General features: G+C 72.9%; 26 protein-coding genes and 1 riboswitch. Of the genes, 8 read left to right on the forward strand and 18 right to left on the reverse strand.

Going from position 1 to position 24,664, the window contains the following annotated elements; genetic code table 11:
- Positions 1–136: 136 nt before the first annotated feature.
- The gene (gene metF, locus AB0J97_RS21470; protein WP_357705317.1) at positions 137–1,057 is read right to left on the reverse strand and encodes a methylenetetrahydrofolate reductase [NAD(P)H]; all 921 of its coding nucleotides are present in this window, start codon (positions 1,055–1,057) and stop codon (positions 137–139) included.
- An 85-nt stretch (positions 1,058–1,142) separates the two neighbouring features.
- Here metF and AB0J97_RS21475 point away from each other — a divergent pair, with 85 nt between their 5' ends.
- On the forward strand, positions 1,143–2,210 hold the full coding sequence (locus AB0J97_RS21475; RefSeq protein ID WP_364091256.1) for a polyprenyl synthetase family protein: 1,068 nt from the start codon (positions 1,143–1,145) through the stop codon (positions 2,208–2,210).
- A 62-nt stretch (positions 2,211–2,272) separates the two neighbouring features.
- On the opposite strand, the gene thiE is transcribed toward AB0J97_RS21475, so the two are convergent.
- The 3 genes from thiE to AB0J97_RS21490 are packed head-to-tail and all read right to left on the reverse strand — an operon-like array spanning position 2,273 to position 4,478.
- Complete coding sequence (thiE, locus tag AB0J97_RS21480) at positions 2,273–2,926, reverse strand: thiamine phosphate synthase (protein WP_364091258.1); 654 nt, start codon at positions 2,924–2,926, stop codon at positions 2,273–2,275.
- On the reverse strand, positions 2,904–3,278 hold the full coding sequence (locus tag AB0J97_RS21485; RefSeq protein ID WP_357705314.1) for an Rv2175c family DNA-binding protein: 375 nt from the start codon (positions 3,276–3,278) through the stop codon (positions 2,904–2,906). The genes thiE and AB0J97_RS21485 overlap by 23 nt, the downstream gene beginning before the upstream one ends.
- A 30-nt stretch (positions 3,279–3,308) precedes the next feature.
- A complete protein-coding gene (locus tag AB0J97_RS21490) occupies positions 3,309–4,478 on the reverse strand; it encodes an FAD-dependent oxidoreductase (RefSeq protein ID WP_364091260.1) in 1,170 nt (389 codons plus the stop codon).
- Between the two features lie 52 nt (positions 4,479–4,530).
- Positions 4,531–4,647, forward strand: a riboswitch (TPP riboswitch).
- Between AB0J97_RS21490 and AB0J97_RS21495 the strand changes: the two genes are divergently transcribed.
- The 4 genes from AB0J97_RS21495 to pknB all read left to right on the forward strand — a co-directional run bounded on the left by AB0J97_RS21495 (position 4,637) and on the right by pknB (position 9,304).
- A complete protein-coding gene (locus AB0J97_RS21495) occupies positions 4,637–6,256 on the forward strand; it encodes an FAD-dependent oxidoreductase (RefSeq protein ID WP_364091262.1) in 1,620 nt (539 codons plus the stop codon). (Overlaps the previous riboswitch by 11 nt.)
- Positions 6,253–6,453, forward strand: a complete 201-nt coding sequence (gene thiS, locus AB0J97_RS21500) for a sulfur carrier protein ThiS (RefSeq protein ID WP_352331034.1) — start codon at positions 6,253–6,255, stop codon at positions 6,451–6,453. Before AB0J97_RS21495 ends, thiS begins: the two co-directional genes overlap by 4 nt.
- Positions 6,446–7,201, forward strand: coding sequence for a thiazole synthase (locus tag AB0J97_RS21505; RefSeq protein ID WP_364091264.1), 756 nt, complete (start codon positions 6,446–6,448; stop codon positions 7,199–7,201). Before thiS ends, AB0J97_RS21505 begins: the two co-directional genes overlap by 8 nt.
- 168 nt (positions 7,202–7,369) lie before the next feature.
- Positions 7,370–9,304, forward strand: coding sequence for a Stk1 family PASTA domain-containing Ser/Thr kinase (pknB, locus tag AB0J97_RS21510; protein ID WP_364091266.1), 1,935 nt, complete (start codon positions 7,370–7,372; stop codon positions 9,302–9,304).
- 6 nt (positions 9,305–9,310) lie between these two features.
- Here pknB and alc read toward each other — a convergent pair whose 3' ends face one another.
- Genes alc through AB0J97_RS21525 form a run of 3 tightly spaced genes read right to left on the reverse strand, consistent with a single transcriptional unit; the run spans position 9,311 to position 12,708 of the window.
- The gene (gene alc, locus AB0J97_RS21515) at positions 9,311–10,258 is read right to left on the reverse strand and encodes an allantoicase (protein ID WP_364091268.1); all 948 of its coding nucleotides are present in this window, start codon (positions 10,256–10,258) and stop codon (positions 9,311–9,313) included.
- A complete protein-coding gene (gene allB, locus AB0J97_RS21520) occupies positions 10,259–11,569 on the reverse strand; it encodes an allantoinase AllB (protein ID WP_364091270.1) in 1,311 nt (436 codons plus the stop codon).
- Positions 11,566–12,708 (reverse strand): glycerate kinase, encoded by a 1,143-nt coding sequence (locus AB0J97_RS21525; protein ID WP_364091272.1) that lies wholly within the window; start codon positions 12,706–12,708, stop codon positions 11,566–11,568. The genes allB and AB0J97_RS21525 overlap by 4 nt, the downstream gene beginning before the upstream one ends.
- Before the next feature lie 247 nt (positions 12,709–12,955).
- On the opposite strand from AB0J97_RS21525, the gene AB0J97_RS21530 reads away from it, so the two are divergent.
- Positions 12,956–14,107: a winged helix DNA-binding domain-containing protein gene (locus AB0J97_RS21530; protein ID WP_364091274.1), complete on the forward strand. Its 1,152-nt coding sequence runs from the start codon at positions 12,956–12,958 to the stop codon at positions 14,105–14,107.
- A 78-nt stretch (positions 14,108–14,185) separates the two neighbouring features.
- Here the strand turns inward: AB0J97_RS21530 and AB0J97_RS21535 are convergent, their stop codons facing one another.
- From AB0J97_RS21535 to uraD, 7 genes are read right to left on the reverse strand one after another with little or no spacing between them, the layout of a single operon-like run.
- The gene (locus AB0J97_RS21535; protein ID WP_357705305.1) at positions 14,186–14,398 is read right to left on the reverse strand and encodes an EF-hand domain-containing protein; all 213 of its coding nucleotides are present in this window, start codon (positions 14,396–14,398) and stop codon (positions 14,186–14,188) included.
- 46 nt (positions 14,399–14,444) lie between these two features.
- On the reverse strand, positions 14,445–15,827 hold the full coding sequence (locus tag AB0J97_RS21540; protein WP_364091276.1) for an 8-oxoguanine deaminase: 1,383 nt from the start codon (positions 15,825–15,827) through the stop codon (positions 14,445–14,447).
- Entirely contained in the window at positions 15,824–16,294 is a 471-nt protein-coding gene (locus AB0J97_RS21545; protein ID WP_364091278.1) for a (2Fe-2S)-binding protein, read from the reverse strand. The genes AB0J97_RS21540 and AB0J97_RS21545 overlap by 4 nt, the downstream gene beginning before the upstream one ends.
- A complete protein-coding gene (locus AB0J97_RS21550) occupies positions 16,294–17,154 on the reverse strand; it encodes an FAD binding domain-containing protein (RefSeq protein ID WP_364091280.1) in 861 nt (286 codons plus the stop codon). The genes AB0J97_RS21545 and AB0J97_RS21550 overlap by 1 nt, the downstream gene beginning before the upstream one ends.
- Positions 17,155–17,159: 5 nt before the next feature.
- Positions 17,160–18,023: a factor-independent urate hydroxylase gene (pucL, locus tag AB0J97_RS21555; RefSeq protein WP_357705301.1), complete on the reverse strand. Its 864-nt coding sequence runs from the start codon at positions 18,021–18,023 to the stop codon at positions 17,160–17,162.
- Positions 18,024–18,323 (reverse strand): hydroxyisourate hydrolase, encoded by a 300-nt coding sequence (gene uraH / locus AB0J97_RS21560; protein ID WP_364091282.1) that lies wholly within the window; start codon positions 18,321–18,323, stop codon positions 18,024–18,026. It lies immediately after the preceding gene.
- On the reverse strand, positions 18,320–18,844 hold the full coding sequence (gene uraD, locus AB0J97_RS21565) for a 2-oxo-4-hydroxy-4-carboxy-5-ureidoimidazoline decarboxylase (RefSeq protein WP_364091284.1): 525 nt from the start codon (positions 18,842–18,844) through the stop codon (positions 18,320–18,322). The genes uraH and uraD overlap by 4 nt, the downstream gene beginning before the upstream one ends.
- A gap of 145 nt (positions 18,845–18,989) precedes the next feature.
- Between uraD and AB0J97_RS21570 the strand changes: the two genes are divergently transcribed.
- Positions 18,990–19,832, forward strand: coding sequence for a deoxyribonuclease IV (locus AB0J97_RS21570; RefSeq protein ID WP_364091286.1), 843 nt, complete (start codon positions 18,990–18,992; stop codon positions 19,830–19,832).
- A gap of 583 nt (positions 19,833–20,415) precedes the next feature.
- On the opposite strand, the gene AB0J97_RS21575 is transcribed toward AB0J97_RS21570, so the two are convergent.
- From AB0J97_RS21575 to AB0J97_RS21585, 3 genes are all read right to left on the reverse strand, one after another.
- On the reverse strand, positions 20,416–21,156 hold the full coding sequence (locus AB0J97_RS21575) for a LytTR family DNA-binding domain-containing protein (protein ID WP_357705297.1): 741 nt from the start codon (positions 21,154–21,156) through the stop codon (positions 20,416–20,418).
- A 66-nt stretch (positions 21,157–21,222) separates the two neighbouring features.
- Positions 21,223–22,362: a histidine kinase gene (locus tag AB0J97_RS21580; RefSeq protein WP_357705296.1), complete on the reverse strand. Its 1,140-nt coding sequence runs from the start codon at positions 22,360–22,362 to the stop codon at positions 21,223–21,225.
- A 55-nt stretch (positions 22,363–22,417) separates the two neighbouring features.
- Positions 22,418–23,014: a molybdopterin-dependent oxidoreductase gene (locus AB0J97_RS21585; RefSeq protein WP_364091289.1), complete on the reverse strand. Its 597-nt coding sequence runs from the start codon at positions 23,012–23,014 to the stop codon at positions 22,418–22,420.
- A gap of 156 nt (positions 23,015–23,170) precedes the next feature.
- On the opposite strand from AB0J97_RS21585, the gene AB0J97_RS21590 reads away from it, so the two are divergent.
- Positions 23,171–23,461, forward strand: coding sequence for a YiaA/YiaB family inner membrane protein (locus AB0J97_RS21590; RefSeq protein WP_364091291.1), 291 nt, complete (start codon positions 23,171–23,173; stop codon positions 23,459–23,461).
- Between the two features lies 1 nt (position 23,462).
- On the opposite strand, the gene thiI is transcribed toward AB0J97_RS21590, so the two are convergent.
- Positions 23,463–24,659 (reverse strand): tRNA uracil 4-sulfurtransferase ThiI, encoded by a 1,197-nt coding sequence (gene thiI / locus AB0J97_RS21595; protein WP_357705293.1) that lies wholly within the window; start codon positions 24,657–24,659, stop codon positions 23,463–23,465.
- Positions 24,660–24,664 lie beyond the last annotated feature (5 nt).

Raw genomic sequence — 24,664 nt, forward strand, 5'->3', positions numbered from 1 at the left:
AGCATGCCGCCGGGCATCTTGGTGACAGAAAGTGACGGACACGTTACCTACCGGATACCACCCCTTGCTCGTCACCCGCCCGGTCCCCCTGCGGGCGGGTGACGGGCACCGCTTTGTACGGGGCGTTTGTACGGGGTCAGGCGGTGGCGGCGACCGGCGTCAGGCGCTGGAACACCTCGCGCGACGCGCTGGACCGGTTGAACGTGATGAAGTGGATCCCGGGCGCGCCCTCGTCGAGCAGCCGCTGGCACAGCTCCGCGCCGTGCTCGATGCCCAGCGCCCGCACCGCGGCCGGGTCGTCGGCGACCGCCTCGAAGCGGGCCGCCACGTCGGACGGGAACGGCGCCCCCGACAGCTGCTCCGAACGCGCGATCGTGCTCATCTGGGTGACCGGCATGATGCACGGGATGATCGGCGTGTCACAGCCCTGGGCCGCCACCCGGTCGCGCAGCCGCAGGTAGTCGTCGGCCTGGAAGAACATCTGGGTGATCGCGTAGTCGGCGCCCGCGCGGCACTTGCGCACGAAGTAGTCGGTGTCGGACTCGACGGACGGCGATCGCGGATGCTTGTACGGGAACGCCGCCACGCCCACGCAGAACTCACCCGCCTGCCGGATGAGCCGCACCAGCTCCTCGGCGTAGAGCACGCCCTCGGGGTGGCGCACCCACTCGGCGGTCGGGTCGCCGGGCGGATCGCCGCGCACGGCCAGGATGTTGCGCACGCCCGCGTCGGCGAAGCGGCCGACCAGGTGACGCAGCTCACGCAGCGAGTGGTTGACCGCCGTGAAGTGCGCCACAGGGGTGAGCGTGGTGTCGTGGGCCAGGCGCTCGACGATGTCGACCGTGCGGTCGCGGGTCGAGCCGCCGGCGCCGTAGGTCACCGAGACGAACGTGGGCCGCAGCGACTCCAGCTCCCTGATCGCCTTCCAGAGCTGCCGCTCGCCCTCGTCGGTCTTCGGGGGGAAGAACTCGAAGGAGAACGACCGGCCACCGGTGGCGAGCAGCTCGCGGACGGTGGGGACACGATCGGGCAGGACGGAGGGTCGACCAAGCGCCATGCACCAAGCGTACAGGCCGGTGTCCGGGTCGACCGCCCCTAGACCGGGGACCCGAACCCGAGTCCGCGCCCACTAGTCTCAAGGCATGACCACTGACGCCGCGAGCATGGACGCCCTGCGCACCCAGGTGGAGCGCGCCTTGGGGGAGTTCGTCGAACGGCAACTGCCCGCCTCGGGCGACGCCGAACTCGAACCGCTGCGCACCGCCGCGGGCGACCTGCTGGCCGGCGGCAAGCGCCTGCGTCCCGCGTTCTGCTACTGGGGCTGGCGCGGCGCGGGCGGCACCGACGTGCCCGAGATCTTCACCGCCGCCGCGTCGCTGGAGCTGTTGCAGGCCAGCGCGCTCGTGCACGACGACGTGATGGACAAGAGCGACCTGCGCAGGGGCATGCCGGCCGCCCACCGCCGCTTCCAGACCCTGCACGAGAAGGAGGGCTGGCACGGCTCGGCCGACCAGTTCGGCGAGGGCGCCGCGATCCTGCTGGGCAACCTGCTGCTGGTGTGGTCGGGCGAGATGTGGCGCACCAGCGGCCTGCCGCCGGCGTCGCTGGCCGCCGCCCAGCCCGTCCACGACCACATGCGCACCGAGCTGATGTGCGGCCAGTACCTCGACCTGCTGGAGCAGGCCCACGGCGAGAACACCTTCGAGTCGGCGCTGCGGGTGGCGCTGTTCAAGAGCGGCAAGTACTCGGTGGAGCAGCCGCTCCGGCTCGGCCTGGTGCTCGCCGCCGCCGCCCTGGAGCCGTGGATGGACGAGCTGTGCACCGGCTACGGCCGCCGCGTCGGCATCGCCTTCCAGCTCAGGGACGACATCCTCGGCGTGTTCGGCGACCCGGCCCAGACCGGCAAGCCGGCCGGCGACGACCTGCGGGAGGGCAAGCGCACGATGCTGGTGGCCCGTACCCTGGCCGCGGCCACGCCGGAGTCGGCCGCGACGGTGCGCAGGCTGCTCGGCGACCCCGCGCTCGACGAGGACGGGGTGACCACCCTGCGCGAGATCATCACGGACACCGGCGCGCTGCGGGAGTGCGAAGACCTGATCGCCGGCTATCTCGCCGACGCCCTGACCGCGCTCGACGAGGCGCCCGTCACCGCCGAGGCGCGCACGGCGCTGACCGAGCTGGCCATCGCCGCGACGTCCCGCAAGACCTGACCCCGGCACTCTGGCCGGGCACCTGGCCTGGGGCGCCCGTCGAGGACGGGCGCCCGGTCGGTTCAGGGGCTCAGGCGCTTGGCGAACTCGGCCGCCGCCGCCCCCGGGTCCTCCGCGTCGGTGATCGCGCGTACGACCACCACGCGGCTCACGCCGTACGACATGACCTCGTCGAGGTTGGCGAGGTCGATGCCGCCGATCCCGAACCACGGCCGCGGCGATTCCGGGTCCGAGGCCGACCCCAGCGACGCGGCGTGCCGCAGCAGCGCCGGGCCGGGCGCGTGGCGGCCCGGCTTGGTCGGCGTGGGCCAGATCGGGCCGCAGCAGAAGTAGTCGACGCCCTCCTCCACGGCCGCGGCGGACGCCTCGGCGATGGAGTGGGTGGACCGGCCGATGACGATGTCGTCGCCGAGTATCTCTCGCGCGACCGTCACGGGAAGGTCGTCCTGCCCCAGGTGGAGCACGTCGGGCCGGGCGGCGTAGGCGATGTCCGCCCGGTCGTTGACGGCCAGCAGCTTGCCGTGCCGGTCGCAGGCGTCGCGGAAGACTTCCAGGAGCGCGAGTTCTTCGCGTGCCTCCAGGCCCTTCTCCCGCAGCTGGATGATGTCCACGCCGCCGGCCAGCACCGCATCGAGGAACTCTGCCAGGTCGTCGCGGTCGCGGCGGCCGTCGGTGCAGAGATAGAGGCGGGCCTCAGAAACCGAGGGCCTGGGCACGCCGCTTGACCTCCGTGTGACGGCCGGCCTTGATCGCCTCGATGGGCGACCCCGGCAGGGACTCGTCTGGGGTGAAGAGCCAGCGCAGCGACTCCACGTCGTCGTAGCCGGCGTCGAGCAACACGGTCAGTGTGCCGGGCAGGCCCTTCATCACGTCCTTCCCGTCGAGGAACACCGCGGGCACCTGCGGCCCGCCGCCGCCGCGGCGTACGCCGAGCAGCTTGTGGTCCTTGAGGAGTTGCTTGGCCCGCCCGATCGAAAGGTCGAGGCGTGAGGCCACTTCGGGGAGAGTGAGCCACTCGTCGACGAGCTGGTCGGTCTCCCGGTCGATCTGTGCAACAGAAAGCGTCACGAAACCACAACTACCACATGCCGTCCTTGCTCAAACAACACAATCCCGTAGGGGGACCTCTGGATCTACCAGGCGTTCTGTGTCGAGGCGGTGACCGCCTTCGATGATCCTACGGCCCTGCACGTAGTCCCGGGGCCGGTCGACGGCGAGCACAGCGGCGAGGGTGTCGCCCGAGGTCAGCCAGACGGCCGACCACTTGCCCTCGGGCTCGCCCCGGTAGACCAGGCGGTCGCCGGAGGGATGGTGGCCGATGTACTGGACCATGTGACCGAACTGCTCGGACCAGAAGTAGGGCGCCGGATCGTAGACGGCCTCCTCGCCCAGCAGGGTCGCGGCGGCGACCTCGGGCGAGCCGAGCGCGGTGTCCCAGTGCTCGACGCGGAGCCGGGTGCCGTAGCGGCGCGACCACCAGGCGGCGCAGTCGCCGGCCGCGACCACACCCGGCATGGACGTGCGCAGGTGCTCGTCGGTGACGACGCCGTTGTGCAGGTCGATGTCGGAACCGGCCAGCCATTCGATGGCGGGCCGCACGCCGATGCCGGTGACGACCACGTGGGCCTGGACGAACTCGCCGCCCACCAGCCGTACGCCGCCCTCGTCCACCTCGTCGACCATGGTGTTCAGGCGCAGGTCGATGCCGTCGTACCAGTGCAGGGTGCGGGCGCCGATCTCCGGGCCCACGGCGTTGGCCAGCGGGGTGGGGCCGGCCTCGATCACGGTCACCGTGCAACCGGCCTTGCGGGCGGCGGTGGCGACCTCGGCGCCGATCCAGCCCGCGCCGATGATCGCGACGTGCGCCCCGGCCACCAGCCCGGCGCGCAGCTCGTGGGCGTCGTCGAGGGTGCGCAGGACGTGCTGGGGGCCGTCGCCGGGCACGGTGATCGGCTCGGCGCCGGTGGCGATCACCAGGCCGTCATGGCCGAGCTCGCCCTCGGTCGTCTCCAGGACGCCCCGGCGAAGAGCCTTGGCGGTGACGCCGGGCCAGAAGTCGATCTCCAGCGCATCGAGGTCGGCCTCCAGGAAGCTGGAGTCGGCGGCGCCCGACAGGACGGCCTTGGACAGAGGCGGGCGGTCGTAGGGCCGATGGCGCTCCTGGCCGATCAGCGTGATCCGTCCGGTGAAGCCGCGCCCGCGCAGCGCCTCGGCGCTCCGCAGCCCGGCCAGGCCCGCTCCCACCACTACGACATGGTTCACGTTCATGACCATAACGGGGGCCGTGCCGGCGCGTCGCACCGAGGCCGTAGGCTGGGAGGGCAAGACGCGCGGGAGTCCGGCCGTCACCGGGCTGAGAGGAAGGCTTGAACGGGCCTTCGACCGCAAGACACCTGATCCGGATCATGCCGGCGAAGGGAGCGCGGATGAATGTGATCGTGGGCGGCGGGGTCGTCGGGTTGTCGATCGCCTGGCGGCTGGCCCGTGCGGGGTCGCCCGTCACGGTGGTCGACCCGGCCCCGGGCCGCGGGGCCTCCTACGCGGCGGCCGGGATGCTCGCCCCCGTCAGCGAGGTCGCCTACACCGAGGAGCCGCTGCTGCGGCTGGGGGCCGCGTCGCTGAGCCGGTGGCCGTCCTTCGCGGCCGAGCTGGCCGCCGACGCGGGGCTGGACGACGGGTCCGCCGCGGGCTTCGCCACAGGGCCCGCCGGTGGGACCGGCTCGGGCTTCGGCGCGGGGTTCGGCGGTGGCACCGGCTCGGGCTTCGGCGCGGGGTTCGGCAGTGAGACCGGCTCGGGGACCGGCGCGGGGTTCGGCAGTGAGACCGGCTCGGGGTTCGGCGGCGGGTTCGGGCGGGTGGCCGGGGAGGCGGGGTCGATGGAGGCCGCGCGCCGGGGACTCGACCTGCGCGCCGACGGCACGCTCGACGTCGCCTTCGGGGCCGACGACCTCGCGGCGCTCGACGACCTGGCGGCGTTCATGGACAAGCTGGGGCTCCGGGTGGAGCGGCTGACCGGGCGCGAGTGCCGCCGCCTGGAGCCCATGCTGGCCCCGTCGGTGCGCGGCGGGCTGCTGGCCCCCGGCGACGCCTGGGTCGACCCGCGCCGCGTCACGGCGGCGCTGCTGGCCGCGCTCGACCGGCTGGGCGTGCCCCTGGTGCGGGCGCGGGCGACCGGGCTGCTGCGCGACGGCGACACTGGGAGCGGCGTTGGCACCGGGGCCGCGGCGGGTGCCGTGATCGGTGTGCGCCTCGAACCCGACCCGGGTCAGCCTGGCGCCGCCGTGCGGGAGATCGCGGCCGATCGCGTGGTGCTGGCCGCCGGGGCGTGGAGCGGAGAGCTGGCCGGCGTGCCGGTACGGCCGATCAAGGGACAGATCATGCGGTTGCGCTCGCCGCAGCCGCTGCTCGGGCGGTGCGTACGCGGGATGGTGCACGGCGCCCCCGTCTACCTCGTCCCCAGGGGCGACGGCGAGCTGGTGCTCGGGGCCACGCAGGAGGAGCTGGGGTTCGACACCCGGGTGACCGCCGGCGGGCTCTACGAGCTGCTGCGGGACGCCAGGGAGCTGGTGCCGGGCGTCACCGAGCTGGAGGTCGCCGACGTGGTCGCCGGGCTGCGGCCGGGCACCCCCGACAACCTGCCGATCATCGGGCCGGGCGAGGCTCCCGGGCTGGTGCTGGCGACCGGCCACCACCGGGGCGGGGTCCTGCTGGCCCCCCTCACGGCGGCCCTGGTCACAGCAACCCTCACGACACCTGCCGGGGCGACGCCGTCCCCTGCGACCCCCACCACGGTGACGCCGCCCTCAGGGGCAGCCCCCAAGGGGCCAACGCCCTCAGGGGCGGCGTCTTCAGGGGCGGCAGCGTCCCGAGGGACAGCGTCTCCAGGTGGGCCCGCGTCCTCAGGGGCGGCGTCTTCAGGGGCGGCCGCGTCCTCAGGGGTGGCGTCACGCGGGGCGGGGTCGTTGCCGGGTGTGGGGATTCTGACGGGTGAGGAGGGCGAGCTGGCCGCGCTGTGCTCGCCCGCGAGATTTCGGGATATTTCATGATTGTGACGATCAACGGCGCCGCGCACGAGGTGGCCGACGGCACCACCGTGGCCCAGGCCGTACGGACGCTGACCACCGCCACCACCGGGGTCGCGGTGGCCGTGAACGACGAGGTGGTGACGCGCAGCTCGTGGGAGACGACGGCGCTCGGCGACCGCGACCGCGTCGAGGTGCTGACGGCGGTGCAGGGTGGATGAGCTGATCATCGCCGGGGAGAAGTTCTCCTCCCGGCTCATCATGGGCACCGGCGGCGCGCCCTCCCTGGAGGTGCTCGACCAGGCGCTGGCCGCCTCGGGCACCGAGCTGACCACGGTGGCCATGCGGCGGCTCGACCCCGGCGCCCGCGGCTCGGTCCTCGACGTGCTGCGCCGCCGCGACATCAAGGTGCTGCCCAACACCGCGGGCTGCTTCACCGCGGGCGAGGCCGTCCTGACGGCCCGGCTGGCCCGCGAGGCCCTGGGGACGAACTGGGTCAAGCTAGAGGTCATCTCCGACGAGCGCACGCTGCTGCCCGACCCGATCGAGACGTTCGACGCGGCCGAGCGGCTGGTGGCCGACGGGTTCGTGGTGCTGCCGTACATCGGCGACGACCCGGCGCTGGCGCGGCGGCTGGAGCAGGTTGGCTGCGCGGCCGTGATGCCCCTGGGCGCGCCGATCGGGTCGGGCCTCGGCATCAGGAACCCGCACAACATCGAGCTCATCGTGGAGGCCGCCGCGGTTCCGGTGATCCTCGACGCGGGCATCGGCACGGCCAGCGACGCCGCCCTGGCCATGGAGCTGGGCTGCGACGCGGTGCTGCTGGCCACGGCGGTGACCCGCGCGCAGCGGCCCGAGCTCATGGCCTCGGCGATGAGGGCGGCCGTGGCGGCGGGGCGCCAGGCGCGGCAGGCGGGCAGGATCCCGCGCCGCCGCTACGCGGAGGCGTCCTCGCCGACGACCCCGTAGGGGCCCGCCGGAAGTTCGCCGCGTAGGATCCCCCTCAGATCCCTCGGAGGGCTCGGCTCGCGCCGGGTCCTCCCGCCGGTCGGGGCCGCTCTCCTGGGAACGTCTCCGCATCGGTTTCGGGCGCGCGGGCCCTGCCGGTGCCAAAACGCCCGTAAACTCAGGGGGGTGGTGGATAAGACGACTGCGGACCCCCTGGTCGGGCGGCTCCTCGATGGGCGCTACCGCATCGAGAGCCGGATCGCCCGGGGCGGTATGGCGACCGTCTACCTGGCGCTCGACGTCCGGCTGGACCGCACTGTCGCGCTGAAGGTCATGCACTCCTCGCTCGCCGAGGACCCGGCCTTCGTCCGCAGGTTCATCGGTGAGGCCAAGTCGGTCGCGAGTCTGTCCCACCCCAACGTGGTGCACGTCTTCGACCAGGGCACCGACACCGACGTCGTCTACCTGTCGATGGAGTACGTGCCGGGCCGCACGCTCCGCGACATCCTGCGCGAGCGCGGCAGGCTGCCCGCCCGCGAGGCACTGGAGATCATGATCCCGGTGCTCGCCGCCCTGGGCGCGGCCCACCAGGCCGGGATGGTCCACCGCGACGTGAAGCCCGAGAACGTGCTGATGACCGACGACGGCCGGGTCAAGGTCGTCGACTTCGGGCTGGCCAGGGCCATCGAGGCGACCAACCAGACCCGTACCGGCGTGATGATCGGCACGATCGGCTACATGTCGCCCGAGCAGGTCACCACCGGCGGCGCCGACGTGCGCAGCGACGTCTACGCCGCGGGCATCATGCTGTTCGAGCTGGTGACCGGGCAGCAGCCCTACGACGGCGAGACGCCGATGTCGGTGGCCTACCGGCACGTCCACGACACGGTGCCGCCGCCGTCGGCGCTGGTGCCCGAGGTGCCGCCGCTGATCGACACGCTCGTCGCGCACGCCACGGCCCGCGAGCCGCACGACCGCCCCAACGACGCCACGGCGATGCTCGTCCAGGCGGTCGAGGCCCATCGCATGTTGCCCCGGCTGAGCACCCCGCCGGCCATGACGGCGGTGTTCAACCAGTCGATCCCGCCGCGTCCGAGCGGCGCGGGCGCCCCGTCGATGCCGATGGCCGCGCCCGCCCACACGCTGATCCAGCCGCGCGCCGAGATGGCGCCGCCGGTGCCGCCGGTGTCGCCGCCGCCGTCCACGCGCTCGTTCAAGCCCAACTGGTTCCTGGTCACCCTCGCCGCGGTCATGGTGGTCGCGGTGGCGGTGACCGGCTGGTACTTCTCCCAGACCAAGATGGTGCCGGTGCCCGACCTGGTCGGCCAGAACATGGTGGTCGCCGAGCGGACCGCCACGAGCAAGGGCTTCAAGATCCACAAGGTCGCGGGCGAGTACGACGAGGACACCGCCGAGGGGCTGGTGCTGCGTACCGACCCCGAGGGCAAGACCGAGCTGGAGAGCGGCGGCACGATCACGCTGGTGCCCTCGCTCGGCCCCAAGCGGGTGATCGTCCCCAGCGTCAAGGGGCTGACCAGCGACGAGGCCCGCGTCAAGATCGCCGAGGCCGGGCTCACCGTGGGCAGCGTCAAGCGCCTGCCCAGCGCCGAGGTCGAGCGGAACAAGGTGATCCGCAGCTCCCCCGAGGCGGGCGAGAAGGTCAAGGAGGGCGCGAAGGTCGGCATCTTCGTGAGCGCCGGCATGGTGATGCCCGACGTGACCGGCATGCCGAAGGACGAGGCCGCCGCCTACCTGGGCGGCCAGGGCTTCCAGGTGCAGGTCAACGAGGTCGACGACGACGCCGAGCCCTGCACGGTCATCGCCCAGGCGCCCAAGGCCAAGTCCGAGGTCGACAAGGGCACGCCCGCCATGATCACGGTGGCGCGCTGCCAGACCGACTTCTGGGACTGGTTCAAGGGCGACAACGAGGCCCGCGACGACCAGGACTTCCGCCTGGTGCCCGCGGTCATCGGCAAGAACGTCAAGGACGCCAAGTCGGAGCTGGAGTCGCTGGGCTTCCACGTCCGGGTCAGCCGGCTGGCCAACGGCGGCGTCGTCCAGTACCAGCGGCCGTTACCGAACAGCGAGCGACCGCCCGGCGCCACCGTCTACCTCTGGCAGTAGCCCTCCTCAGGCCAGGTGGCCGTGCAGGCGGACCCTGGCCAGCCCGCCGTCCGGGTAGATGTCGACCCGGACGTGGGTGACCGGTTCGGAGTGGTCGAGGCGGAAGCGGTGGGGCAGGTCGGGCTGCAACCGGGTCTTGGGCAGCAGCCCGATCTCACGTCCGCCGGACAGCCCGGTGAGCGCCACGTGGCCGGGGGCATTGAAGATCAGGTTCGTGGTGTCGATCTCGGCCAGGCGCACCAGGCCCGGCCCGGCCAGGCGGATCAGCAGCCAGTCGTTGCCCGGCTCCCGGCGGCGCGCGGTCTCCCAGCCCTCGGCCTGATGCCGGGCCAGCCCGGGAGCGATGACATTGTTGGGCGCGGAGTAGAACGCATCAGAACAGGCGGTGACCAGGCCGCCGTTCTGCAGCGCGGCCAGGTCGAGGCTCAGGCCGTCGTAGACCGACAGGTCGGGGCGTACCTCGCCGTGCACGCGCAGGCGGGCGATGCCGCCGTCGGGGTACATGTTCAGCCGTACGTGGGTGTACCGGGTGTCGTCGCCGGTGACCTCGACGTGATGCTCGGCGTCGCCCTTGAGCCCCGTCCTGGGGACGATCTCCGTCCAGTCGGCGGCGGCCAGCTCGGCCGCTGAGGGATGGCCGGGCACGGCGGCGGCCTCGACCGACGCGTGCGGCGGGTAGTTGCCCTTGAACCAGGCCGTGTCGATCACCACACCGCGGATCACCCCCGGCAGGCCCAGCCGCACCAGCGCCCAGTCATGGCCGGGCGTGCGACGGCGGCGGGTCTCCCACCCGTCGTACACCTGCCCCTTGTTGCCGAACGTCTCGGCACGGAACCCGGGACGACCCGGCCTGATCAGGCTCTCCTTCTCGGCGAACGACTCGTCGCTGGCCGCGACGACCGAACCGCCGAGGGTGCGCAGGGCCAGGTCGGGCAGGGTGGTGAAGCCGGACATCTACTGTTCTCCCAAGATGAGGCGGCCGTGCGGCTGCGTGTCCACGGGACGGCCGCGCAGCCAGGTGGTCAGGACGACGCCCTTGAGCACCCGGCCGTGGTACGGGGTGACGGGATTACGGTGGTGCAGGCGGGCGGCGTCCACCGGGTTGTCGGCGCCGGGGTCGAAGGCGACCAGGTCGGCGTCGTTACCGGGACCGATCGCGCCCTTGCCGAGGATCGCGGCCAGCGCGGCCGGCGCCGACGACATCCAGCCGACGACGTCGGCCAGGGTGTGACCGCGCCGGGCGGCCTCCGTCCACACCGCCGACAGACCCACCTGGAGAGAGGCGACCCCACCCCAGGCGGCGGCGAAGTCGGGCACCTTCAGATCGGCGGGCGAGGGCGAGTGGTCGGAGACCACACAGCTCAGCACACCGCCGGCCAGGCCCTCCCACAGCAGCTCGCGGTTGGCCCGCGACCGGATGGGCGGGCAGCACTTGTAGGCCGTGCGCCCCTCGGGCACCTGCTCGGCCTCCAGCGTCAGATAGTGCGGGCAGGTCTCGGCCGTGACCGCCACCCCCTCGGCTTGGGCCCGCGCCAGCACCTCCAGGCACTCGGCGCTGGAGACGTGCAGGACGTGCACCCGCGCCCCGGTCTGCGCGGCCAGCGCGACGACCCGCGCCACCGCACTGGCCTCGGCCGCCCCCGGCCGCGACTCCAGGAACTCCCGGTACGTCGGCCCGCCCGGCTCGGCCAGCAGCTCCGGGTCCTCGGCGTGCACGACGACGAGCCCGCCGAACCCGGCCACCTCCGCCAGCACCGCCCGCAGCTCCGCCGTGCCCAGCGGTGGGAACTCCTCCACACCCGACGGCGACATGAAGCACTTGAAACCCCGCACGCCGCGTTCGTGCAACGGCCGCAGCTCCTTGAGGTTGCCCGGGACCGCCCCGCCCCAGAACCCCACGTCCACGTGGCACTGCCCGCGCGCGGCCCGCAACTTGACCTCCAGCGCCTCCACGCTGACGGTGGGCGGCACGGAGTTGAGCGGCATGTCCACGATCGTGGTCACCCCGCCGGCGGCGGCCGCCCTGGTCGCCGAGGCGAACCCCTCCCAATGCGTACGGCCCGGCTCGTTGACGTGCACATGCGTGTCCACCAGGCCGGGCAGCAAGGCCAGGTCACGCAGGTCGACGTCCTCGACGGCATCGAGGGGCGCGTCGTAGTCGTACAGGGCCTCGATGCGCTCGCCCCGCACGGCCACGGCCACCGCCCGCTCCCCCTCGGGCGTGACGGCCCGGCGGGAGCGGACGACGACGTCGTAAGCGGTCATCTGCCCTCCAGATGGTCGGCCGCCACGCGAGCGGCCAGGCGTTCGAGCAGCGGACCCGCCTCGGCCATGCAGCGGGCCGGGTCGGGCTCCAGATCGGTCAGGGCGTAGGCGGCCTCGATGCCGGCGTCCTTGAGCTCGGTGTCGCCGAGGGTGCGCCGGCCGCAGACCGCGACGACCGGCACGCCCGCCCTGGCCGCGGCCTGGGCCACGCCGATCGGCGCCTTGCCGCGCAGGGACTGCTCGTCGAGCGACCCCTCACCGGTGATCACCAGCCGCGCGCCCTGGACGAGCGCGCCGAAGCCGAGCAGGTCGAGCAGGTATTCGATGCCGGGACGCAGCTCGGCGTGGAGAAAGGCCAGCGCCGCGAACCCGACGCCGCCCGCCGCGCCCGCCCCGGGGGCTCCGGCCACGCCCATGGCGCGCGGGGTGTCGTCGTGCTCGACCGCGCCGACCAGGCCGTGGGTCTGCGTGGCGACCGCGGCCAGCCGGGACAGCCCGGCCTCCAGCACCTTGACGTCGTCGGGGGTGGCGCCCTTCTGCGGCCCGTAGACGGCGGCGGCTCCGTGCGGGCCGAGCAGCGGGTTGTCCACGTCGCCGGCCACGACGAACTCCACCCCGGCGACGTCGGCGAACCCGGACAGGTCGATGCGGGCCAGCCCGCGCAGCGCGGCGCCGCCGTCGGGCAGCTCGGCGCCGTCGTCGTCGAGCAGGCGCGCGCCGAGCGCCCGGACCATGCCCGCTCCCCCGTCGGTGCAGGCGCTGCCGCCCAGCCCGAGGACGATTCGCCGCGCCCCCCTGCGCAGGGCGTCGGCGATCAGCTCTCCGGTGCCGTAGGAGGTGGCGGTCAGCGGGGCGAGCCCGGCGGGCAGCCGCCGCAGCCCGGACGCCTCGGCCAGCTCGACCACCGCCGTCGGCGTGCCATCCGCGGCCCGCCAGGCGTAGGCCGCGGTCACGCGTTCGCCGGTGGGCCCGGTGACCTCCGCTGTGACGCGGTCGAACCCGCAGGCCACGGCCGCCTCGACGGTGCCGTCGCCGCCGTCGGCGACCGGCAGCTCGACCGTGGGCACCCCGAGCCCGGCCGACACCCGCGCCGCGACCTCGGCGGCGGTGAGGGAGCCCTTGAACTTGTCGGGTGCCACCAGAACCTGCTTAACCACTACGAACTCCCACAAGATGCTGAACAATGGCCGGACACGCCTTCCTGCCCGGTGCGAGCGGGCAGGAAGGCGTGACTCATCATCACATCAGGCCCCTGACCGAGGGCGGCCCAGGGTGGGTGCCCTCAGCGAACAGCCTCCCTGAAGCAGCCGCGAATCTGAGCGGTCTTGACGGGTTCTGAGGTGTTTGATCCTCCAACTAGGCTCACATCCCGTAAGGAGGCTTTTCATGCGCATTTCTGAGCGGGAGCGGCGGCGTCGTCTGGGCGTGCGCCACAGCCTGGCGGCCAAGGCGGCGAGCCCGGAGGAGGCGACGGCCTCCGTGGTGGCGCTGCACGCGACCGACCCGGCGACCGTGTTCCTGTCGGCGGGCGCGCGGCTCACCGCCCCCGGCCCGGCGCCGGTCGAGCGGGCCCTGTACGAGGACCGCACGCTGGTGCGCATGCACGGGATGCGGCGCACGGTGTTCGTGGTCCCGGCCGCGCTGGTGCCCGTCGTGCACCACTCCTCCACGCTCGCGGTCGCCACGAGGGTGCGCAGGGCGCTGGTCAAGGAGCTCACCGCGGCCGGCGGCTGGGACGAGCCGTGGCTGGCGGAGGTGGAGTCGTCGGTGCTGCGCGTCCTGGCCGAGGAGGGCACGGCTACGGCGGCCCGGCTGGGGGTGCTGGAGCCGCGGCTGCGCGAGCAGTTCCGGGTGGCCGTGGGCAAGCCGTACGAGGCCGTGCACAGCGTCGGGCAGCGGCTGATCACGCTGATGGGCATGGAGGGCCGGCTCGTCCGGCAGGGCCGCCCGTCCGGCTCCTGGACGAGCACGCAGCACCTGTGGGCCGTCGCCCCGCCCATGGACGACCTGGCCGTCCCGCAGGCCCAGGCGGAGCTGGTACGCCGCTGGCTGGCCGCGTTCGGCCCCGGCACGGAGGCCGACGTCAAGTGGTGGACCGGCTGGACGCTGCGCGAGGTGCGCGCCGCGCTGGCCGCCGTCGGCGCGGTCGAGGTCGAGCTGGACGAGGGCCCCGGGTACGTCCTGCCCGGCGACCTGGACGAGACGCCCGAGCCCGAGCCGTGGGCGGCGCTGCTGCCCGCCCTCGACCCGACGCCGATGGGCTGGCAGGGCCGCGACTGGTACCTGCCGAAGGAGCACCGGGCCGAGCTGTTCGACCGCAGCGGCAACGTCGGCCCGACCGTGTGGTGGGACGGCCGGGTCGTCGGCGGCTGGGGGCAGCGTCCCGGCGGCGAGATCGTGTGGCGGGCGCTCACCGACGTGGGCTCCGACGCCGTGACCGCCGTGGAGGCCGAGATCGCCGGTCTGGCCTCCTGGCTCGGCGGCGCACGGATCACCCCTCGCTTCCGCACGCCCCTGGAGCGCGCCCTGTCGGAGTAGGCCGCCGCCGCCGAGGCGCGGCGCTGTCGGAGCGCCCTCTGGAGCGCGCCGTCGGCGTAGGCGGCGCGCCCGAGGGCGTCAGGCGACCAGGCGGATGAACTCCTCCAGCGAGTAACGCCCGTCCTGGTCGGTGTCGGCCTCCTGGCTCAGCGCGCCGAGGGCCTCGGCGGGCAGGTCGGGGAAGTGCCGCTTCAGCTCGGCCTCGCTGACGAAGCCGTCGCCGTCGGTGTCGATCTCGGCGAAGGTGCTTCTGAGCTGCGCCAGCCGCTCGCCGGGGAGTTCTGCCGACACGGGACCGCCTTTCAGTGCTGGATGCCACGTTCCGGACATTCACACCTTAGTGATGGATCTCCCTCTCCGCCGAGAGCCCGCGTTCGGCCGCCAGCCGCATGAGCCTGCGGTGGGCGTCGGCGCCCGCCCGACCGGCCGCGTCGTGGGACGTCGTCCGCAGCTCGCCGTCCTCGACCACGGTCCGGCCGCCGACCAGGACGCGGGCCACCGGCGGCGGCGGCCCGAACACCAGCGCGCACACCGGGTCGGCCACGGCGGCGGTGAAGGGCCCGCCGGTCCGCCACAGGACGACGTCGGCCAGCTTGCCGGGCTCCAGCGAGCCGAGCTCGGCCTCGCGGCCCAGGTTGCGCGCCCCGCCGAGGGTGGCCAGCTCCAGCGCCTGACGGGCCGACAGCGCGCGGGGGCCGTACCTGGCCCGCTGGAACAGCAGGGCCTGCCGCATCTCCCCGGCCGGTGAGGTCAGCTCGGAGGAGGCGCTGCCGTCCACGCCGAGGCCGACGTTCGCGCCCCGGCGCAACATCTCCGACACCCGGGCGATGCCCGCGCCCAGGCGGCCGTTGGAGGAGGGACAGTGGGCCGCGCCCGTGCCGGTGCGGGCCAGCTTGGCGATGTCGGCGTCGCTGAGGTGCACGGCGTGCGCGAGCCACACGTCGGGCCCGAGCCAGCCGAGCTTGTCCATGTAGTCGACCGGACGCAGACCGAACTGCTCCATGCAGTGCTCGTCCTCGTCGAGGGTCTCGGCCAGGTGGGTGTGCAGGCGCACGCCCTTGTCCCTGGCCAGGGCGGCCGACTGGGTCATCAGCTCCGCGCTGGCCGAGAACGGCGAGCACGGCGCGACCGCGACCCGCACCATCGAGGACGGCGACGGGTCGTGGTGGGCGTCCACCGCCTCGGCGGTCGCGGCCAGGGCGTTGTCGAGCTCCTCGACCACCTCGTCCGGCGGCAGCCCGCCGTGCGACCGGCCGCGGTCCATCGAGCCGCGCGCCGGGTGGAAGCGGACGCCGATCTCCCGCGCGGCCTCGACCCCGGCCGCGAACAGGTCGCCCCTGCCCTTGGGGAAGACGTAGTGGTGGTCGCTGGAGGTGGTGCACCCGCCCGTCGCCAGCCAGCCGAGCCCGGCCGTGGCCGCGCCTCTGACGACCTCGGCGTCCATGGCGGCCCACACATCGTAGAGAGCCACCAGCCACTCGAACAGGGTGGCGTCCTGGGCCAGCCCCTGCGAGGCCCACTGGTAGAGGTGGTGGTGGGTGTTGACCAGGCCGGGCGTGGCCAGGCAGCCGGAGCCGTCCACGCGCCGGGCGCCTGGGGTCGCGGGCGCGGGGCCGGGGCCGAGCGCGGCGATCCGGTCGCCCTCGACCACGATGTGGCCGGAGGGGATCTCGGGGCCGACGACGGGCGCGATGTGCGCGTTCTCGATCAGCAGGGTCATCGGGCCGCCTTCCGCGCGGCGGCCAGCCGTACCGCGTCGAGGATCTTCTCGTAGCCGGTGCAGCGGCACAGGTTCCCCGCCAGGGCCTCGCGGATCTCGGCGTCGGAGGGCCGGGGCACGCGTTCGACCAGGTCGTGGGCCTGTACGACGAGCCCGGGGGTGCAGAAGCCGCACTGCACGGCCCCGCACTCGACGAACGCCTCCTGCACCGGGTCGAGCCGGTCGCCCTCGGCCAGCCCCTCGACCGTGCGCACCCGCCGCCCCTCGGCCTGCCCGGCGGCGACCAGGCACGAGCAGACCGGCAGCCCGTCGAGATAGACCGTGCACGAGCCGCATTCGCCCTGCTCGCAGGCGTTCTTGGAGCCGGGGAGCCCGATCCGCTCGCGCAGGACGTACAGCAGGCTCTCCCCCTCCCAGATGTCGTCCACGCACTGGTCGCGGCCGTTGACGGTGACGTTGAGGCGCATCAGGCGGCCCTCCTCGCGAGGTGGTCGTTCCAGGCCCAGGTGAGCGTGCGCCGGGCCATCACGCCGACGGCGTGCACCCGGTAGGCGGCCGTGCCGCGCACGTCGTCGATCGGCGCGGCGGCGGCCGCGCACAGCTCGCCGAAGCGGGCCAGCAGCGCGGGGGCGAGCGGCGCGTCCCAGTCCAGCTCCGCGGCCAGCAGGGCCTCGGCCTCCAGGGCGCGGCGCGGCGTGGGCGCGGCCGAGCCGATCCCGGTGCCCACCCGCCGCTCGCCGGGGTGCAACGCGACCGCGAACGAGCACACCGCGATCACCATGGCGTTGCGCGTGCCGACCTTGGAGAAGTACTGGGGTCCCGGGGCGGGCCCGACGCGCACGGCCCTGATCAGCTCGTCCGGTTCCAGGGCGTTGCGCTTGACCCCGAGGTAGAACTCGTGCGCGGGGATCAGGCGGATGCCCCGGTCGCGCGACTCGGCCTCGACGACCGCGCCCGCCGCCAGCAGCGGCGGGTGGCTGTCGCCCGCGGGCGAGGCCGCGCCGAGGTTCCCGGCGACCGTGCCGCGGTTGCGGATCTGCGGCGAGCCGACCGTGCGCGCGGCCTGCGCGAGGCCCGGCAGCATGCCGTCCAGCTCGTCGACGACCGTCGCGTACGTCACCCCCGCCCCGATCCGGCAGACCCCGTCGGTCATGCCCCATTCGCGCAGCTCGGCCACCTGGTTGAGGTCGAGCAGCGCCTCCGGCCTGCGCACGTCGAAGTTGATCTCCACCATCACGTCCGTGCCGCCCTGGACGGGCAGCGCGCCGGGCCGGTCCGCCTTGGCGGCCAGCGCCTCAGCCCACGTGGTGGGCCGCAAGAAGTCCATCGTCCTCACTCCCAGGCGAATCCCGCGTCCGGCGCGTCCTCGCGCAGCACGCTGCCCTCGATCAGCCCGTAGGGGCGGTCGGCGGCGTAGAAGACCTCGTTCTCGTTGTCCAGGCCGAACGGCGACAGGTCGACCAGGAAGTGGTGCTTGTTCGGCAGCGCGAACCTGACCTCGCAGACCTGCGGGCAGGTCGTCAGCACCCGCTCGCCCATCGCGTAGAGGGTCTGCTGCAACGACAGGCTGTACGTCTGCGCGAACGCGTCCAGCAGGCCCTCGCGCACCCGCGCGTACGGCGGGCGCTCCCCCGTCCCGGTGTGCCGCCATTGCGCGGTGACCGCGGTGGCCAGGACGCGGTCGGTCGTCGGCTGGAGGGTGGTGTACTCGTCCACGAGGTAGCCGTGGAACTCCGAGCCGGTCGAGTTCAGCACGACCAGGTCCTTCAGGCCGGACACGACGGTAGTGCGGCCGTCCCGGTCGTGGTGGACGACGCACGTGCGCACCTCGCCGCCGTCGCGCACGAAGGAGTGCAGCGACCGGCCGGGGATGCGGTTCCAGGCGTACTCCTCGATCTCCACCCGCGCGTGGTGGATGGAGGCGTGCGCCGAGACGTAGTGGCGGGCCAGTAAGAGGGCGAAGTCCTCGATCTCGCCGACGCCGTGCTTCCTGGCGAAGGCGTAGACGGTGTTCTTCTGCGTGTCGGTGGGCAGGACGGCGGCGTTGTCGCCGTTCCTGTGCACCTGTTCCATGTCGCCCGACAGCGAGGAGCTGACGTTGACGTCCTTGACGTGGTGGACGTCTCCGTCCCTGACCACGTGGACGAGCCTGGTCTCCGCCTTGCCGTAGCGGTTGGGGCCGAGCTTGACGGTCATCTAGCTCCCTCGGTAGGTGGAGTAGGCGTACGGGCTGAGCAGCAGCGGCACGTGGTGGTGCGCGCCGGGGTCGGTGACGGTGAAGGCGATGACGACCTCGGGGTAGAAGGTGTCGGCCAGGTAGCCGCCGGTGTCGAAGACGACCCGGTGCATGCCCTCCTCGGTGTCCCAGCCCGTGATCCGGCCGTCGGCGTCGGTGCTGCCCCGGGCGAGCACGCGGCCCTCGCGCTCCAGCCGGACGCGGAGCCCGGCGGCCGGCCGGCCCGCGACCGCGTCCAGGACGTGTGTCGAGAAGCTCATCTCCCCTCCTCTTCCATGAGCTTCCCCAGCCGGAGCCGGGTGATCTTCGCCAGCTCGTCGCGGACGACGCCGCGCTCGCCCTCCTCGTCGTTGCCCAGCCGGGCGCGCAGCCGGGCCAGCAGCTCGGCCCCGCTCAGGCCGGTCGCGCACACCAGGTAGACGTGCCCGAAACGCTCCTCGTACGCACGGTTGCCCGCGGCCAGCGCGGCCCGCAGCTCCGACGCCTCCTCGGAGGTGTCCTCGTGCGCGCCCGCCTGCTCCTCGCGCGACCAGCGCGACTCCCGGCCGTCCCCGGACGGGCGTTCCCCGATCCGCGGGTGGGCCGCCAGCGCCTCCAGCACGTCGGGCCACTTCAGCTCGCGCACCGCGGTCTCGGCGGCCTCGGCGAGCCGTTCGCGGCCGGCGTAGGGCCTGCGGGCGGCCACCGCCGCGGCGAAGGCGCGGGAGGCGCAGCAGGCCAGCAGCTCGGCCTCCGCCTCCTCACGCGGCCGCCGGTTGAACCGGGCCAAGGAGTTGGGCATGTCAGCAGTACACACAGGGGCCTGCTCCCCGGTCCATCCGTGAGAACTCCCAAGTACGCAACGGGATGGCCAGGACTTTTCGTGTCATGCTCCAACCCGGCCCCGGCCGGGACGCCGCTGAGCTGCGCCTACACTGGGAGCCATCATGACCTTGACATCCCTGATCGGCGGGCACGTGTCCGTCACCGGCGGCCTGGCGACCGGCGGCCTGAAGTACATGGCCGAGATCGGCGCCGAGATGATCCAGGTGTTCGTCACCAACCCGCGCGGCTGGGCGCTCAACGACGGCAAACCCGCCGAGGACGCCAAGCTGGCCGAGTCCGGCGTCACCGCCTTCATCCACGTGCCGTACCTGGTGAACTTCGGCTCGCCCAACCCCGAGACGCTGGCCAACTCCATCGCGGTCGTCCGCCACGGGCTGCGGCGCGGGGTCGAGACCGGCGCCAAGGGCGTCGTCGTCCACACCGGCTCGGCCGTCACCCAGTCGCGCGACGACGCGCTGCGCCAGGTGCGCGAGACGCTGCTGCCGCTGCTCGACGAGGTCCCCGAGGGCGGCCCCGACCTGCTGCTGGAGCCCATGGCGGGCCAGGGCGCGATGCTCTGCGCGACCGTCCAGGACCTGGAGCCCTATCTCGCGGCGCTCGACTGGCACCCGCGGGCCTGCGTCTGCCTCGACACCTGCCACGCCTTCGCCGCCGGCCACGACCTGGCCGCCGAGGGCGGGGTGCGGGAGACGTTCGACGCGCTGCACGCCCTCGCGCCCGGCCGGCTCAAGCTCATCCACGCCAACGACTCGAAGGACGTGTGCGGGGCCAAGAAGGACCGTCACGAGAACATCGGCGCGGGCCACATCGGCGCGGAGCCGTTCGCCGAGATCATGCGGCATCCGGCGGTGGCGGGGGTGCCCTTCTGCATCGAGACGCCCGGCAAGGCCGACAGGCACCGCGAGGACATCGAGCTGCTGAAGAAGCTTCGCGACGAGGGCTGATCCGGCGTTCCCCCGGTGACGGGTGCCTGGTTCCTGATCGTGAGAGGGGCGCCTGCTTTCGCGATCCGGCCGCCCCCGAAGGCCGGATCGCGGGGCCGGGGTCCGTGGCCTCCGCAGGCGCCCCTTCACGTGATCGGCAGGCGGGCCCTACCCCCCGGTCAAGGGCCCGACAGCCGTGGTGACCTGGTTGGTCACCGGTGAAGCCGACGCATCAGGCCCTTGCTTGGGCCTCGCGGCCCGTCCCCCCCCGATGCGCCGGGTGGCTTCCGATGCCGAAACACTACGGTCGCGATCTTGTAGGAGACACCCCGTTCACGGTCAGCTCGCTGAACGGTCTGTAGTCATCGACATACGGAGGGTGTCCGCCCGGTGAACGGTCACCCACCGGCGACGAACGGTTGCTTCCTGGGTTCTCCACGGAGGCAGCGCGACGCGGCCGGGCCCTGCCCGCACCGCGTCCGACCCATGTGACCTGGGAAAACTTTTACCATCGGGCAGCCGCGACGGGCTCGGCGACCGGCCGTGGACCGGCCGCCGGCACGCCCTGCTTCACGCCCGCCCGCCCGTTCGTGCCGGGCGAGGGTCAGGAGAAGACGCCGCGATGCTGGCGGACGAGCTGCTCGCGCACCTGGCGGCTGTGACGCCGGCTGACCTGAAGCGTCTCGGTGCCGACGGTGAGCGTGACCCGGCCGCCCTCGAAACGCAGCTCGCTGACGTGCCGCGCCGAGACCAGCGTGCTGCGGTGGACGCGGATGAACCCCGCCTCCGACCAGCGGCGTTCGAGCGCGGCCAGCGACATGCGGACGAGGTAGCTGCCGTCGCCGGTGTGCAGCCGCACGTAGTCGCCCTTGGCCTCGGCGAACCAGACGGCCTGCTGCGGCACGAACCTGGTGCGGCCGCCCAGCTCGACCGGGATGACGTCGTCCTGGCTCGGCTCGGCGGGCGGCGCGGAGGCCGCCTCCAGCCGCCTGACGGCCTCCGACAGCCGCTCGGCCCGGACCGGCTTGAGCAGGTAGTCGACGGCCTCCAGCTCGAACGCCTGCACCGCGCACTCCTCGTGCGCCGTGACGAACACCAGCTTGGGCGGGCTGGGAAAGCCGCCGACCAGCCGGGCGAGGTCGAGCCCGCCGAGGCCCGGCATCCGGATGTCGAGGAAGATCCCGTCGAGCCGCTCGCCGCCGCCGATCATCTGCACCATGTCCTGCAGCGCGGTGACGCCGTCGGCCGCGGTCGCGACGTGTTCGATTCTGGTGTCCTGGCGCAGCAGATAGGCGAGTTCCTCAAGAGCGGGCACCTCGTCGTCGACTGCCAGGACCCTCAGCATGGCCTCCACGCTCCCGTATGAAAGCAAAGGTCAGCCGCGACACGCCAGCCCAGCGTAAGGAAAAGACTACAATGAGCTAAATTGCGTCTTCGGGACGCGCAGTCGCACCCTCGTGCCGGCGCCGAGCGCGGTCTCCACGACGAGGCCGTAGCCGTCGCCGTAGATCTGGCGCATGCGCAGGTCGACGTTGGCCAGGCCGATGCCGCCGCCCTCGCGGGCCGGTTCGCCGTCGAGCATGCGCCTGGCGCACTCGGGGTCCATGCCGGTGCCGTCGTCCTCGACGGTGATGTGGGCCTCGGGGCCGGCGTCGCGGACCACGACCCGCACCTCGCCGCCGCCGCGCCGGCCGCGCATGCCGTGCTTGATGGCGTTCTCCACCAGCGGCTGGAGGCACAGGAAGGGCACCGGCACCGGCAGCACCTCGGGCGCGACCTGCATGCTGAAGCGCAGCTTGTCGCCGAAGCGGGCGCGTTCCAGCAGCAGGTACCGGTCGACGCAGGTCAGCTCGTCGGCCAGGGTGGTGAAGTCGTGGGCCCTGCGCAGGGCGTAGCGGGAGAAGTCGGCGAAGTCGAGCAGCAGCTCGCGGGCGCGCTTGGGGTTCGTGCGGACGAACGAGGCGATCGTGGTCAGCGCGTTGTAGACGAAGTGGGGCGAGATCTGGGCGCGCAGCGCGCGCATCTCGGCCTCCAGCGCCCGCCGCCGCGAGGCGTCGAGGTCGGCCAGTTCGAGCTGCCCCGACACCCAGCGGCCCAGCTCGGTCACGGTACGCACGAGCGTCGCGCTGACCTCCTCGTCGAAGGCGGCCAGCGTGCCCACGACCGTGCCGTCGACGGTCAGCGGCACGACCACGGCCCCGTACGGCCGCCCGGCGAACACCTGCGCCCGCCCGGCGGCCAGGGTGGTGCGGGCGTAGGTGAGCACGTCGTCGGTGCACGGGCCGTCCCAGGCGAGCGCGGCGTCGATGGAGGTGATCGCGACCGCCCGGGTGCCGAGCAGCGTGTGCAGGTGGCGTACGGCCTTGCGCGCCGAGTCGCGGTCGAGCCCGGTACGCAGGGCGGGCGCGGCCAGCCCCGCGACGTGCAACGCGGTGAAGGTCGCCTCGTCCTTGCCGCCGCCTCCGGGAAGCGGCCGGCGGCGCGCCCTGGCACAGGCGTAGCCGAGGACGAAGGTCAGAAGGGAGAGCGCCACGCATGCGGTGGTCTGCATGCGCAAAACCGTAGCCAATAACCGGCCGTGTTCGGGTGGAAACCCGGAGTGAAGTCTAGGGTGGACCCTGGCCGGGTTCCTCCTGGTAGGAGTAACGCTGTTCGCGCCAGGGGTCGGCCAGGTTGTGGTACCCGCGCTCCTCCCAGAAACCTCGCCGGTCCTCCAGGAGATATTCGATGGCCCGCACCCATTTGACGCTCTTCCAGGCGTACAGGTGGGGGACCACGATGCGCACGGGGTAACCGCGGTCGGGGCTGAGCGGCTTCTCGTCCAGCTCCGTGGCGAGCAGGGTGTCGGGGGCGGCGAAGTCGGACATGCGGAGGTTGGCGCTGTAGCCGTACTCGGCCCAGATCATGACGTGACGCACGCCGGGGTCGGGCGGCGCCAGCTCCATGATCGTGGCCGGGGTGACGCCCCGCCACTCGTTGGCCATGAGGGAGAACTTGGTCACGCAGTGGAAGTCGGCGATGCGCGTGTCCCGGGGCAGCTTCTCGAAGTCCGCCCAGGTCAGACAGTGCTCCTCGCCGGAGGCCGTGGCCCCGAAGACGCGGAAGTCCCAGCTGTCCGGCTTGAACGAGGGCACCCTGCCGTAGTGGATCACGGGGCGGCCGCGCGGGACGTACTGGCCTGGAGGCAGGCGCGACTCCTCCACGATCACTCCCCTCACCGATCTCGCGTCTTGGGCCATCCTGCCATCGGCCCGGCCAAGCCCCGCGCCCGGGGCTGGGGCCCGGCCTTGTCGTACTCAGGAGTAACCTGAGTACGACACCTCATGCGGCGGCCTGGCCTGCGGGATCACCATGAGCTCATGACCAAGCCCATCCGTACCACGCAGACCACCGCGTTCTACGCCCAGGCGATCCTGTCGTTCGCCGTCGCCGTGTCGTCCGTGGTGATCGCCCTGATCTACCTGCCGGCCTCCGGCTGGATCCGGGCCTTCCTCGCGCTCGGCCTGCTGTACGTGGTCACCTCCACGGTCAACCTGTGCAAGGTCGTCCGCGACCGGCAGGAGCTGGCGGAGGTCACCAACCGCGTGGACCAGGCCAGGCTGGACAAGCTGCTGGCCGAGCACGACCCGTTCAAGGTCGACGCGGCCTGACCTACAGCGTGTACTCCTGGATCGAGTCGGCGAGCTGCACGCACAGCTCCTCGGCGTCGAGCCGCTTCTCGATCTGCTTGAGGTCCTCGATCTTGGCCCGGGTCTCGGCGCGCTTGGGAGCCAGCAGGGAGCAGCAGTCCTCGTCGGGCAGCTCCGAGATCTCCAGCGTGCCGATGCGCCGGGCCTCGGCCATGATCTCGGTCTTGTCCCAGCCCACGAGCGGGCGCAGGATCGGCAGGTCGACCGCGTTGTCCTGGGCGGTGATGTTGGCCAGCGTCTGGGAGGAGACCTGGCCGAGCGCGTCGCCGGTGATCAGGGCACCGGCGCGGATGCGGTGGGCGACCTCCTCGGCCGTCTTCAGCATGAGCCGCCGCTGGGCGATCACCGCCAGGCGGTCCTGGCCCGAGTTGCGGATCGACTGCTGCGCCTTGCCGAACGGCACCACCCACAGCCGCGACCTGCCCTGGAACCTGTCGAGCTTCCTGACCAGCGCGTACGCCTTGTAGATCGACTCGGAGGTGGTGAACGGGATGCCGGAGAAGTGCAGGAAGTCGACGTGGAGGCCGCGCTTCATCATCCGGTAGGCCGCCACCGGCGAGTCGATGCCGCCCGACATGAGCACCAGCGCCCGGCCGCTGCTGCCGACCGGCAGGCCGCCCTGGCCCGGGATGCCGTCGGTGAAGACGAACACCTCGTCCCTGTCGACCTCGATGTGCACGGTCAGCTCGGGGTTCTTCAGGTCGACGGGCAGGTGGTACTCGTCGTTGATCGCGCCGCCGACGAGCCGGTCGAGCTCGTTGGAGCGCAGCGGGAAGCGCTTGTCGCGGCGGCGGGAGCGCACGGCGAAGCGGGCCCCGCGGGCGACCTCCTCGCGGTCGCGGATCAGCTCCAGGGCGGCCTTGAGCACGCTGTCGGGGTCTTTGGCCACCCGCCAGGTCTGGTGGATCCACACCAGGCCGGGCACGTCGGCGACCCGCCGGGCCACCGCCTCGGCCTGCTCGACGCCCGAACCCTCGGGCAGGAAGATCGCGACGACGCCGTGGCGTCTGCGCACGTCCGTCTTGAGGCCGAGATCCTGGAGCGCGAAGCGGATGTTGTCGATCAGGCGACGCTCGAACAGCTCACGGTTCTTGCCCTTGAGGACGATCTCGCCCAGCTTGAGCAGAACGCATGGCTCGCCCAGGGCGGACATCGTCATGGTGG

The sequence above is a fragment of the Nonomuraea sp. NPDC049607 genome (assembly GCF_040675375.1).
Taxonomy (GTDB): domain Bacteria; phylum Actinomycetota; class Actinomycetes; order Streptosporangiales; family Streptosporangiaceae; genus Nonomuraea.